Below are 12,176 nucleotides of genomic sequence, written 5' to 3' on the forward strand. Positions count from 1 at the left end.
GTCACCGCTTGCTGCGCGGAATCCCGGCGGCCCACAGCGCCCAGGCGATCAACACGGGCTGGAAGAACAGCCGCACCAGACGCTTGGTGTCGGTGTCGAGCCCGAAGCCGTCCGCATGGTTGACGTACTGGGCGATATTGCCCGGAAAGATCAGGATGAAGAACGCGGCCAACAACCTGCCGACCAGGACACGGTCCCGGTTGAGGACGGCCAACCCGACGCCGAGCGTGATCTCGACGCCGCCGGACGCCATCACCACGCCGTCGGGATCCATGGGCACCCAGCGCGGAACCTGCGCCTGGAACTCTTCGCGGGCCCAGAACAGGTGGCTGAAACCGGCGAACACCATCGCGCCGGCGAGAGCCAGGCGCGCGACGGTCCGGGCGCGGGTGGTCGGCGGTGGTGGCGGTGGTTCGGACATCGGTGGTTGGGAGATGGTTGGTTGGGGCACTGGTGGTTGGGACATGGGTGGTTGAGACATCGGTGCTGCCTTTCTCCAGTGATTCGGGACGGGTGTTTCAGCCGTTCCGGGCGTAAACCTCAGCGGTGACGAGGGTCAGGGCATCACGCAGCGCGGCGAGCTGTGCCGGATCGGCGTCGGTCGAGCCGAGAAGTCGCTCCGGGACACAGGCCGCCCGGTCCTCCAGCGCTCGCCCGTCTGCGGTGAGCGTGACCTCGACGCGTCGTTCGTCGGTGTCACTGCGCTGCCGCCGTACGAGGCCGGCGGCTTCCAGACGTTTGAGCAGCGGCGACAGCGTGCCGGAGTCCAGGTGCAGCCGGTCGCCGAGTTGCCCGATGCTGCAGGCGTCGTCCTCCCACAGCACCAGCAGGACGAGGTACTGCGGATAGGTGAGGCCGAGTTCGTCGAGCAGTGGCCGGTAGGCGGAGGTGACGGCGCGCGACGCCGAGTACAGCGCGAAGCACAGTTGTTCCTCGAGCCGCAATTTCGTCACCGCTCTAATTTATTGCACGCAATCCCATTGCGCGCAATCGGGTGGGCGAGTGTCAGCGTGGCCCGGTCGAGTCCAGGATCAACTGCACGGTTTCGGACGGCCGGTCCCAGTGCGGAAAATGGCCGCAATCCGAGAAGCAGTACAGCGAGGCATCCGGGAAGCGATCCAGCGCGCGCCGCGCCTGCCGCAGGGGAGTCACCCGGTCGTTGCGCCCCCACCCGATCACCACCGGCGCACGCAGCGTGCCCGATGGCGCGCCCTGCTGCTTGGGCCCGCGGATGAGCGCTTCCAGCGCCTCGAACAGGCTGGGCGAACTCGCGAAGTTGCGGAGTTCGCTCAGCACCAGGTCGCGGTCCAGTGCCGAGGGCTTCGCCGAGAACTGCAGCAGCAGCGCTGCGCGGCCGACACGATTGCTCACCAACCTGGGCAGCACCGGCTGGATGCGGCGCACCAGTCCGATCGAGGGCACGACCGTCGCGGCGAAGTACGCCACCTCCGTGTCGGTCCAGAAACCGCCCGGGTCCAGTGCGACGGTGGCTCCGCCGTGACCGCGCCGCGCCAACTCCAGCGCCATCCGCGCGCCCATCGAGCTGCCGACGACGTCGACGTCACCGAGGTCGTGCTCGGCGATGAACTCCTCGACGGCATCGGTCAGAGTCGCCACCGACACCTCACCCGGCATCGGCGGACTCTCTCCGAAGCCAGGTAGGTCGACGGCGATGAGGTCACGCTCCCGCGCGAGAGCCGGAATCACCGGAGCCCAGTTCTGCCGATGCGAGATGCCGTGAATCAGGAGAAGGGCCGGGCCGGAGCCGCCCCGTTGATACTTCATCCATCGCGGGATACCCAGCGCGGGTCAGGTGTCACAGCGCGCCGGCCGCCGTTTTACGACGGCGATTTCCGGGGTATCTGCTGAGCACTGTCGACGATGTCGAGGAGGCCACATGTTGGCTCTACTGAGTTCGCCCGTCCGCCGCTGGGTGCTGACCGCTCTACTGGTACCGGCCCTGGCACTGGTGTTGCGCAAGATCGCCCAGTTCCTGCAGCGCCGCAACGACGGCACACCGACGAAGTCGTCCCGAGGGCTCATGAAGGCGTCGTCCGGGTTGCGCAGACTGAGCGGCAAGAAGTCCGAGGAGGCCGAGGCGGACAGGGCGAGCGCGGACAAGAAGCTGTCGGCCTGAGCAGCGGCCCACGCGTTTCGGCTGCGCTGCGCGGGGCAACACTGCAGCGCGGGCATCGACACGGTGCAGCCCCGCAACCGGGGTCGCGGACGGACCCGACCGGGTCGCTGACAGATAAGGAAGCGTCATGGCACTCGACGACAACGACATCACCACCTCCACCGGCGGCGGCGAGGGAGTCGCTGACGGCGGCTCGAACCCGGGCGGCCACGACGGCGGAGCAGACGGCACCGCCGGCGGCGAAGGCCCGGCCGACGGCGGCTCGAACCCGGGCGGCCACGACGGCGGAGCAGACGGCACCGCGGGCGGCGAAGGCCCGGCCGACGGCGGCTCGAACCCCGAAGGTCACGACGGCGGTGCCGACGGAACCGCCTGACTGCTCTCCCATGCTGAGCCGATGCGTCGCGACCGACACGCACACGTTCGCCACGACGTACTGGGGGCGCACACCCCTGCTCAGTTCGGCCGACGCGCTACCCCGCGACTTCGGCGATCTGCTCTCACCCGACGCGGTCGACGAGCTGATCGCTGAGCGCGGGGTGCGCTCCCCGTTCATCCGGCTGGCCAAAGAAGGCGACCTGCTGGCCAAGGATTGCTATCTGGGGCCCGCCGGATTCGGCGCCGAGATGCCCGACCAGGTGGACTCCGCGAAGGTGCTCGGCGAATTCGCCTCGGGTGCCACGATCGTGCTGCAGGGACTGCACCGGCTGTGGCCGCCGGTCATCGACTTCGTCCGGCAGGCGGTCGACGAGCTCGGTCATCCGGTGCAGGCCAACGCGTACGTGACTCCCCCCGGCAACCGCGGCTTCGACTTCCATTACGACGTCCACGACGTCTTCGTGCTGCAGGCCTCCGGCCACAAACGCTGGGTGGTGCACGAACCCGTGCACGCCCACCCGTTGCCGTCCCAGCCGTGGACACAGCACCGCGCCGCCATCGCCGAACGCGTGACGGGCGAGCCCGTCATCGATGCCGTGCTGGCCCCGGGTGACGCGCTGTATCTGCCGCGGGGGTGGGTGCACGCCGCCCAGGCGCAGGACACCACGTCGATTCACCTGACCGTCGGCGTCGCAGCGGTCACCGGCCTCGATGTCGCCCGGGCGGTGATCGAGCAACTGGCCGATGACGAGGCCTTCCGCCGATCGCTGCCGATGGGCGGCACACCCACCGACCGGGATGGCATCATTCCCGCGGTGACCAAGGTGATGGCCCAGATGGTCGACCGGCTGCGCGACGACGCCACCGCACTGAGCACCGCTGCCGCCACCCACCTGACGCACCGCCATGCCGAGCGGACCCGACCTGTCGCGGTACGGCCCCTGGCCACGCTGGACGCTGCCGCGCGCGCGGACACCACCTCCGTGCGGTGGCGACACGCGCTCGCCGCCGCAGTCGAGAACGCCGACGGCCGGGTCGTGCTGCGACTCCCCGACCGCGTCATGACCTTTCCCATGTCCTGCGCGCCGGCCCTCGCCGCACTGCACCGCGGTCGCGTCGTCACCGCCGCCGGCACTCCCGGGCTGGACCGCGCGGATGCGACGGTGCTGATTCGCCGGCTGTTGCGGGAGGGCGTCGTCGTCCCGGCGGCCGCCGATCGATGAGTCCCAGGACAGTGCCGTGCAGCGATCAGTCGCTGGCCCGCGGGGACCCCATGTACGGCACGGCGTCGGCGGGATCGAATTGGCTGCTGCTCGAATTGTCCGGTGCCTGGGGACCTTCGGCGTTTCTGCAGTCCCCGGCGATCATCGATCCCGTGCTGGGCCGGGCCGTGGTCCGGCGCGCGGAGAAGGCAGGGATGCGGATCGCGGCCATCCGCCGGCACGGTCGCCGGCCCGCGACGCCGCGGTGGCGTTGGTATGTCGCCCGCGCCGAACCCGGTGACGAGGCGTTGTACGGCGGCGAGGTCGACGACCCGCAGGCCTATGCCGACCTCGCCCTGGACGGCTCGGACGGTGAGCCGTCGACCGGACCGTTGATCGCCGTCTGCGCGCACGGCACCCACGACCAGTGTTGCGCGGTACGCGGGCGCAGCGCCTGCCGCGCCATCGCCGAGGAATTTCCGGAGAACACCTGGGAGTGTTCGCATCTGGGCGGCGACCGGTTCGCCGCCACGATGCTGGTGTTGCCCGAGGGGTTGTGCTACGGACGGGTGGACACGACGGACTCGGCCGGGCTGGTCCGGCGCTACCTGCAGGGACGGCTGGACAACCGGTTCCTGCGTGGACGGACTTCGCTGCCGCACGCGGTGCAGGCCGCGCAGTACTTCGCGCGGGAACAGACCGGTGAGGATCGCATCGACGCGCTCGCCCCGCTGCACGTCGAGCGCGGCGACGGCCACATCCTGGTGACACTGAACGGAAAGGCAGGCCCCATTGAGGTCACACTCGAAGAGCAGTTGTCGGAGCCGCTGCTGTCCCAGTGCCACGCCAAGGTTGCCGGTCAGGTCAGGGTGTTCACCTGCGCAGCGCTCGCGCCGGTCGCCGGCTGACGTCGCGGTGAGACGAGCCCGGCCATGACCGTGGTGCTGGCGCTGCGCTGCGCCGACGGGCTGGTGCTGGCCGCCGACTCGCAGATCACCGAGCCGGACCGCGGATTGAGTTATCCCGCCCAGAAGTTGCACGGCCTGGGCCGGCGCGCCGCGTGGGCGGGCAGTGGCTCACGCGCGGTGCTCTACGACCTCGAGCAGATATTCGACTCCCAGCCCGAGACGATCGTCGAGGCCGGGGACGTCGGGCGGGCGCTGCAGACCCGGGTCGTTCCGGTGCTGCAGCACCATTACGAGAACTTCATCGACGATGTTCCGGGGCAGGAGAAGAGCGGCTCCACGCCGGCGACCTACGTGCTGGCCGCGGGCTATTCGGACGGCAAGCCGTTCATGGTGGACGTCGACCCGCACGGGCTCATCGGCCATTACGAGGAGATCGGCTTCCACGCCATCGGCAGCGGGGCGCCGATGGCGCAGCAGGCGCGTGCCCTGCTCGCCAACTTCCGGATGAACGAGCGCCCGGTCGAGTACGGCGTGCTGGCCGCGCTGCGTGTCCTCGACGCACTCGACGAGACCTCGCCGACCGTCGGTGGACCGATGGACGTCTGCCGGATCACCGCCGACGGCGCCGACCACCTCACTCCGGAGGACATCGACAATGCCCGCGCCGAGGTCCGGCGCTGGCAGGACCGGGAGCGCGACGTCCTCGACACGCTGTTCGGCTGAGCGGGGCATTCGGTGACCGTCGCGCTGTTCGTCATCGCCGTGGTCGAGTTGGCTGCGTTGATCGCGCTGGGCGTCGTGACGCTGGTGATGCGACGGAAGCTGACGTCGGCGCGGCGCGCTCTGCGGGATCGCCCCACCCGAAGCGCCGATAGCCGGCCGCGGCGCAGACCCCGCGGTGTGGCGCCGCTGGCGGTCAAGACGGTCGTCGACACGGTGCAGACCGCCGACTCGCTGATCCGCAAAGGCCTCGGCGGGTCCATCCGCCACTCGATCGACGATCTGGCCGGCTGGGCCCGCGTGGAGCGTCCCGACCTCGCCCGGATCACAGCCGACGGGAGCGTCGTGCTGCTCTTCTCCGACATCGAGGACTCGACGCGGCACAACCAGACGCTGGGCGACCGCGACTGGATCACCGTTCTCGAACGTCACAACAAGCTGGTCGAGCACAGCGTCGCCGCGCACGGCGGATATGTGGTGAAGAATCAGGGCGACGGGTTCATGATCGCCTTCGCCGACCCCGCCAAAGCCCTGCGGTGCAGTCTGGACGTCCAGCGTGCCCTGGGCGGCGACACCGAGCGGTGGAACGGCATCCGGGTGCGAATCGGCGCCCACGCGGGCACGTCGGTGCGCCGTGGACACGACCTGTTCGGGCTCGACGTGGTGATGGCCGCCCGCATCGCCGACCTGGCCCGCGGTGGGGAGATCCTGGTCAGCGCGGCGTTGCGCGATTCGGTCGCCGACGCCGACGGCTTCTCGTTCGCCACGGGCCGAGAGGTCCGGCTCAAGGGCATCGCCGATGCACAAACGGTCCACGCGCTGGAGATGTCCGCGCCCTGACCGGCGTTTCGACCGCCGCCCAGCGGGGAAGTTGTCGCTCATGGCCGACATCATCGAGCTCATCTACGCCGACCACGACTGGCTGCGGCGGCAGTTCTTCCGTCTCGACGACGCGACGTCCGATGCCGAGCTGCAGGCGATCTGGAGCGTGCTCAGCGCCCGGCTCGACGCGCATGCCGAGGCCGAGGAGGCCGTGTTCTACCCCGCGCTGCTGAAGCACGGCGGCCGGGAGGATCCCGGCAACCCCGAAGGCGACCCGCAGGACGAGACCGAGGACGCGATCACCGACCACAACGACATCCGTGACGCGGTGCGCGAGTCACGGCGGCACGAGCCCGGCAGTGCGCAGTGGTTCGAGGCGGTGAACACGGCCCGCAAAGAGAACGGCTCACACCTCGATGAGGAGGAGCGCGAGGCGATGCCCGATTTCATCAAGAGTGCGACGCTCGAACTGCGCCACCAGCTCGGCATGCAGTGGCTCAGGTTCTACGCCGACCGCGAGTCCCTGGAAGGGGTCGACAACCGGGACAAGGACGCCGACGAGTACATCGAGGAGCACTCGCCGTAGTGCTGTCGCCGAATTGCTGACCGCCGCGCCGACCGGGGCGCGATCACTTCATGGCCTTACCGTGACCTTATGTAGCCCTTATTTTTCTTAGAAATCGGTGTAGGGTGGCGGCAGCCGGCCGCACAGGTGCGACGGACGCAGCGGCCGCGACGGAAGGACTCGGCATGCCACTCGGACCCGAACGGATCGTTCTCATCACCGGAGCGTCTCGCGGGATCGGCGCCCAGGTCGCGCTGCAACTCGCCACCCCCGGCACTCACGTCCTCGTCAACCACCGCAAGAGCGCTGATCGCGCGGCCTCGATCGTGCAGGCGATCCGCGACGTCGGCGGCCAGGCCTCCACGATCGCGGCCGACATCTCCGAGGAGGCCGACGTCACGGCGATGATGGAGACCATCCGGGCGAGGTTCGGGCGACTGGACGCGCTGATCCTCAATGCCTCCCACAGCCGCGAGACGGGCGCCGATCCCGAGTACGCGATGCGGCTGAACCGCGACGCTCAGAAGCGGTTGGCCACGATGGCGATGCCGCTGATGCCCGCCGGGGCACGGATCGTGTTCGTCACCAGTCACCAGGCGCACTTCTTCCCCCACAAGGCGGTGCCGAAGGGGTATGCCGCGGTCGCTGTCAGCAAGCGCGCCGGCGAAAGCGCGCTGTACGCCATGCGGCCGGAGTTCGTCCGGGCCGGAATCGGCTTCACGGTGGTGTCCGGTGACATGGTCGACGACACCATCGTCATGCGCGCGGCGGTGATTGCGCAGGCGGCGACGACCGCCCCGTCCCCCGGCATCGTCTACGTCGGACGGGCCGACTACCTGACGACCGCCTGAGCGGACCCCTCGGGATCCGAACCGCGACAAAATCTTCCGCTTGTCGCATGAGTGAGACACATCCCGTCAAGTGTTGTGCTTACGCACCGCTACTGCTACACCTAGTGGTGCAATAGTGATCTAGCACACACCAGGAGTCGGGATGCGCCGTTCATCGGAGCCGGTAGCCCAGCAGCATCAGCCACGTCCGGCGCTGGGGTACGCCACGTTCATCGGCAGGGTCGGTGCGCTGGCCGTCTTCCTCGGTGTGGGTTCGGCGCTGGCCATCCCCGCCGCGCACGCCGACACCGACGGCGCGGCGTCGTCCGAGTCGTCCTCCGAGTCCGCGAGCAGTGCATCGACCGGTGAGTCGGGGTCGACGGAATCGTCGTCGGTGAGTGCGTCCTCGCCGAGTACGCCGTCGCCGGCCGAAGCCGTCGGTGAAGACGCCGACGAGGATGCGGACGTTCGCGACAGTGAGGATCTGGCAGAAGCCGACGCGGAAGCAGAAGCGGAGGCCGAGGCCGAGGAAGCAGCCGAGGCCGAGGCGGCCGCGGAGTCGGACGACGAGGCGGCCGACGAGCACGAGCTGGACGCCGCTGCGGTGACCGTCGCCCGGACGGTCGAGGCACCGGCGGTCATCGCCGAGGCCGCCGTAGACACCGAGTCGGATGCCGGGTCCGACGCCGACGATCCGCAGGTTCCGGCTGCGGCCCCGGCGGTTCCGGCACCGGCACCGCGACGGCTGGCAGCCTCGGAGACTGTCGTCGTCACCGAGCAGCAGACCGTCAGCGCCGATGCTGAACTGTCCAACCAGGTCAGCCCGTTGGGCACCCCACAGCAGATCGAACGCGAGAAGATCGCGATGTCGACGGCCAAGTCGCTGCCGGTGGCCCTGATGAAGATCATCCTGCGGTTCGGCTTCCTCGCCGCCGCCAAGGAGCAGTTCGCCCTCGTCGGCGGTCCCGACGCGGCGAACCGGGAGGCCCTGGACAACGCCATCGACGAGTACGCGCTGGCCGCGTCGTTCCAGCAGCAGATCCTCAACCCGCTGGACCCGGCAGTGGTCACCCAGGTCGCGCCCCCGCACAGCTGGTACGGCATCGACGTCGGCGGCTCGCGCCTGCTCTACGACAACCCCGACACCATCTACCGGTTCATCGCGGTCAACAAGACCTCGGAGTACGTGCTCACCGGACGTATCTATGACGGCATCCCGGCCGACACCACCTTCAGCGTGCTCGAGGGCACCGCGGGCACGACGTCGACGATCCTGACCCTGCCCGATCTCGACATCAACGACGACGGATCGTTCGTCATCACCGTCAGCGGTGACCCGGCGGCGCCGGGACAGACCAACCACCTGCAGCTGACCTCCCGGTCCACGCTGATCGCCGCTCGAAACACGTTGGGAGACTGGAACGTCGAAGACCCGATGGAGCTTGCGGTGCAGCGGGTCGCGGGTCCCCGCAACAGCCTGTTCGCCCAGCTGGGCGGCTTCGTCCTGCTCGGCGGTCTGGTCAACGACAGCCCGTTCCTGACGTCGCTGGTATCGCTTATCCCGCCGCTGGGCATTGCCGAATGGCGTCCCGTGCGCGGCACGCTGGCCGCCCTGTTGCTGCTGGTCCGCGGCGCCAACGAGCAGGCCAAGTACATGGCACTGGCCACCACCGACCCCGACACCGGAGAACTGCGTCAACCCAATGTCATGACGCAGCCGGCCAGCAATGCCGAGTTCCTGGCCAACCAACTGCAGAGCAACGGCTACTTCCAGCTCGCCGACGACGAGGCACTGGTGCTGACCATCGACCCGGGTAACGCCGGGTTCTTCACCGTGCCGGTCTACAACGACTGGACCATCACCGATGACTACTGGAACGAGCAGACCAGTCTCAACGACGATCAGTCGGTGGCCAACGCCGACGGCACCTACACCCTGGTCGTGTCGGTCGCCGATCCCGGCGTCGCCAACTGGGTGTCGACCGGCGGCCTGAACCAGGGGATCATCTCGATGCGTTTCCAGAACCTGGATCCGCAATCACCCGCGGTGCCCTCGGTGCAGTCGGTGGTGGTCAAGCTCGAGGACCTCGAAGACGAGCTGCCCGCCGGCACCGTGTTCGTGACGCCGCAGGAGCGGGCCGTGCAGCTGGCCGCGCGCAAGGCCGGCTACGACAAGCGCTGGGCGCCCTACCCGCAGGTGTGAGGGTTCAACGCCGCAACCCGTCCCGGAGCTCGTCGAGCGCCTGCGTCAGAGAGACCCGCGGCGCCCACCCCCAGCCCCGCGCCCGGTCGGCGACGATCTGGCCCGTCCACGCCGGCTCGTCGTTCCAAGCGGGATCGATGCCGAGCGTGTCGGTGACCGCGGTCAGATAATCCCGCTGGGTCGCGGCCTCGCCGGCGACGTTGACGACCGAGCAGCCGCCCTCGATCGGGCCCTGCTGCAGGTCACTCGACGTGGCGATCCGCCCGGTCGCCAGGTCGGCCAGCAGCGCCGCCAGATCGTCGACGTGCACCCAGGCGAACGTCTTGTCCGGGTTGGTCCGGTGCGCCGCTCCGCTGTCCGCCATCTCGTTGGGGCGCAACGTGTTCCAGATCGAGGTGGCGCCGGGACCGAGGATCGCCGGCGGGCGCACCAGCACCCGGGTGATGCCGTCCACGTCGGCCAGCGCCGCGTCGGTGTCGCGCTTGGTGACCGGATAGTCACCGCCGTCGTCGTCGACCAGGTGGGCTGACTCGGCCACGTCGCCCACGCCGGGCGAGCGGTCGTAGACCCCGGCGGTCGACATGTGCACCAGCCGGTCGACGCCGGCGTCGCGTGCCGCGCGGGCGATCACCGGAGTTCCCTCGACGGCCACCCGGTGCTGGGTTCGGCGGTCCGAGCCCATCGGGTGCACGGTCGTCACGACGGCCCGGGCCCCGTCGACGACCTCGGCGGCGAAGGCCGGATCACCGAAGTCACCCACCCGTTCGTCGACACCGTCGAGCCGCGGCGCCGCGCCGGCGCGCCGGACGACGACACGCACCCGGGCACCGCGCTCGACGAGCGCGGCACAGGTGCGCGCACCGACGAATCCGTTGGCTCCGGTGACGACGACGGTGAGGGACTGCGTGCTGGTCATGCGCTCCACCATGCCACCGCCGGAACCCTCACCCGGCGGACAGTCAGACGGACGCCCCGCAGATGCCGCACACCTCGAACTGGCGGCGACTCCACCGCGCGACCGGGATGAAGAACAGCGTGAACTGCTTGAACTGGCGCATCCGCATCCACTGGGTGGTGTTGTGGCAGCGTGGGCAGGTCCGAACCTCACCCGGGCCGAGAGCCTTCTGCTTGGTCCCGTAGCCGAACAGAAGGAACAACACGTCGCCAGCGTAGGCGGGCCGCGCGACAACTGGTCCGCGGCGCCTGATCGCCGGCGCGTTAGTGTGCTGGGGTCGGCGTCAGCTGACCAGTCGAGAGAGAAGTGGGACAGCACACATGACCACAGCAGCAGAGGCGTCGCAGCTCGAAGCGCGGGTCGGCCACTGGTACCGGATGGACGACACCTACCTGGTCGGCCGCGAGAAGCTGCGCGAGTACGCCCGCGCTGTGCAGGACTACCACCCCGCCCACTGGGATGTCGCGGCCGCCGCCGACCTGGGCTATCCGGACCTGGTCGCACCGCTGACGTTCACCTCGACGCCCGGCATGACGTGCAACCGGCGGATGTTCGAGGAGATCGTCGTCGGCTACGACACCTGGATGCAGACCGAAGAGGTCTTCGAGCAGCACCGGCCAATCGTGGCCGGCGACGAATTGACCATCGATGTCGAGCTGACGTCGGTGCGCAGGATCGCCGGCAGGGACCTGGTGACCGTGACCAACACGTTCACCGACACCGCCGGGGAGCGGGTGCACACCCTGCACACGACCGTCGTCGGGGTGACGGCCGAAGACGTCGACCCGGCCATCAAGACCGCCGTGCACAACGCGATGATGCACGACGTCAACATCCTGGCTGTCGGGCAGTCCGACACCGCCTACGAGAAGACCGTGCGGCCGGAGGGTGAGGTGCGCATCTCCGAGGGCGCCTTCACGCGCACACCGGGGACCCCGTCGTTCGACGAGGTGAAGGTGGGCGACGAGCTCCCGCCGCACCATGCCCGGCTCTCCCGTGGGGATCTGGTCAACTACTCCGGGGTGGCTGGGGATGCGAACCCGATCCACTGGGACGAGGACATCGCCAAGCTGGCGGGCCTGCCCGACGTGATTGCCCACGGCATGTTGACGATGGGTCTGGGCGCCGGCTTCGCGTCAGCGTGGTCGGGCGACCCCGGTGCGGTGACCCGCTACGCGGTGCGGCTCTCGGCGCCCGCGGTGGTGTCGGCCAAGGAGGGCGCCGACATCGAGTACAGCGGACGGATCAAGTCCCTGGACCCGGAGACGCGCAGCGGCGTCGTTCTGGTCTCCGCCAAGTCGGAGGGCAAGAAGATCTTCGGCCTGGCGACGATGCACGTACGCTTTCGCTGAGCCTCACCCGCCCGGACGGTCGGCTACCCGATATTTCTGAACCAGCGGTACCGTAATGGTGTTGCTGTGGTGAAACAGCAGCGAGGTGCCGTCGAGAAGGGTGC

At 69.2% G+C, this 12,176-nt stretch carries 15 protein-coding genes; 10 read left to right on the forward strand and 5 right to left on the reverse strand.

What is annotated here, in order from left to right:
* Position 1 precedes the first annotated feature (1 nt).
* The 3 genes from J3476_RS09055 to J3476_RS09065 form a co-directional block, all read right to left on the reverse strand.
* A complete protein-coding gene (locus tag J3476_RS09055) occupies positions 2–421 on the reverse strand; it encodes a hypothetical protein (protein ID WP_207066155.1) in 420 nt (139 codons plus the stop codon).
* Positions 422–518: 97 nt separating this feature from the next.
* Positions 519–953 carry a MarR family winged helix-turn-helix transcriptional regulator gene (locus J3476_RS09060; protein ID WP_207066156.1) on the reverse strand — a complete coding sequence of 145 codons (435 nt, stop codon included), beginning with the start codon at positions 951–953 and terminating at the stop codon, positions 519–521.
* 52 nt (positions 954–1,005) lie between these two features.
* The gene (locus J3476_RS09065; protein WP_207066157.1) at positions 1,006–1,785 is read right to left on the reverse strand and encodes an alpha/beta fold hydrolase; all 780 of its coding nucleotides are present in this window, start codon (positions 1,783–1,785) and stop codon (positions 1,006–1,008) included.
* Positions 1,786–1,897: 112 nt separating this feature from the next.
* Here J3476_RS09065 and J3476_RS09070 point away from each other — a divergent pair, with 112 nt between their 5' ends.
* The 9 genes from J3476_RS09070 (at position 1,898) to J3476_RS09110 (ending at position 9,765) form a co-directional block, all read left to right on the forward strand.
* Complete coding sequence (locus J3476_RS09070) at positions 1,898–2,137, forward strand: hypothetical protein (protein WP_207066158.1); 240 nt, start codon at positions 1,898–1,900, stop codon at positions 2,135–2,137.
* Between the two features lie 127 nt (positions 2,138–2,264).
* Positions 2,265–2,513: a BatC protein gene (locus J3476_RS09075; protein ID WP_207066159.1), complete on the forward strand. Its 249-nt coding sequence runs from the start codon at positions 2,265–2,267 to the stop codon at positions 2,511–2,513.
* A gap of 10 nt (positions 2,514–2,523) precedes the next feature.
* The gene (locus J3476_RS09080; protein WP_207066160.1) at positions 2,524–3,738 is read left to right on the forward strand and encodes a cupin domain-containing protein; all 1,215 of its coding nucleotides are present in this window, start codon (positions 2,524–2,526) and stop codon (positions 3,736–3,738) included.
* Positions 3,735–4,625, forward strand: coding sequence for a sucrase ferredoxin (locus tag J3476_RS09085; RefSeq protein ID WP_207066161.1), 891 nt, complete (start codon positions 3,735–3,737; stop codon positions 4,623–4,625). Before J3476_RS09080 ends, J3476_RS09085 begins: the two co-directional genes overlap by 4 nt.
* A gap of 24 nt (positions 4,626–4,649) precedes the next feature.
* Positions 4,650–5,348, forward strand: coding sequence for a proteasome protein (locus J3476_RS09090; protein ID WP_207066162.1), 699 nt, complete (start codon positions 4,650–4,652; stop codon positions 5,346–5,348).
* A 12-nt stretch (positions 5,349–5,360) separates the two neighbouring features.
* Positions 5,361–6,185 (forward strand): adenylate/guanylate cyclase domain-containing protein, encoded by an 825-nt coding sequence (locus tag J3476_RS09095; protein WP_286182789.1) that lies wholly within the window; start codon positions 5,361–5,363, stop codon positions 6,183–6,185.
* 40 nt (positions 6,186–6,225) lie between these two features.
* On the forward strand, positions 6,226–6,753 hold the full coding sequence (locus J3476_RS09100) for a hemerythrin domain-containing protein (protein ID WP_207066163.1): 528 nt from the start codon (positions 6,226–6,228) through the stop codon (positions 6,751–6,753).
* Positions 6,754–6,917: 164 nt separating this feature from the next.
* The gene (locus J3476_RS09105) at positions 6,918–7,583 is read left to right on the forward strand and encodes an SDR family oxidoreductase (protein ID WP_207066164.1); all 666 of its coding nucleotides are present in this window, start codon (positions 6,918–6,920) and stop codon (positions 7,581–7,583) included.
* A gap of 142 nt (positions 7,584–7,725) precedes the next feature.
* On the forward strand, positions 7,726–9,765 hold the full coding sequence (locus J3476_RS09110) for a DUF1214 domain-containing protein (protein ID WP_207066165.1): 2,040 nt from the start codon (positions 7,726–7,728) through the stop codon (positions 9,763–9,765).
* Between the two features lie 4 nt (positions 9,766–9,769).
* Here J3476_RS09110 and J3476_RS09115 read toward each other — a convergent pair whose 3' ends face one another.
* Together J3476_RS09115 and J3476_RS09120 are read right to left on the reverse strand one after the other, a co-directional pair.
* Complete coding sequence (locus J3476_RS09115) at positions 9,770–10,681, reverse strand: NAD(P)H-binding protein (RefSeq protein WP_207066166.1); 912 nt, start codon at positions 10,679–10,681, stop codon at positions 9,770–9,772.
* A 43-nt stretch (positions 10,682–10,724) separates the two neighbouring features.
* On the reverse strand, positions 10,725–10,925 hold the full coding sequence (locus J3476_RS09120) for a zinc-ribbon domain-containing protein (protein WP_207066167.1): 201 nt from the start codon (positions 10,923–10,925) through the stop codon (positions 10,725–10,727).
* Positions 10,926–11,040: 115 nt separating this feature from the next.
* On the opposite strand from J3476_RS09120, the gene J3476_RS09125 reads away from it, so the two are divergent.
* On the forward strand, positions 11,041–12,072 hold the full coding sequence (locus tag J3476_RS09125) for a fused (3R)-hydroxyacyl-ACP dehydratase subunits HadA/HadB (protein WP_207066168.1): 1,032 nt from the start codon (positions 11,041–11,043) through the stop codon (positions 12,070–12,072).
* The last annotated feature ends 104 nt before the right edge of the window (positions 12,073–12,176 follow it).

The sequence above is a fragment of the Mycobacterium sp. PO1 genome (genome assembly GCF_017312405.1).
GTDB lineage: Bacteria > Actinomycetota > Actinomycetes > Mycobacteriales > Mycobacteriaceae > Mycobacterium.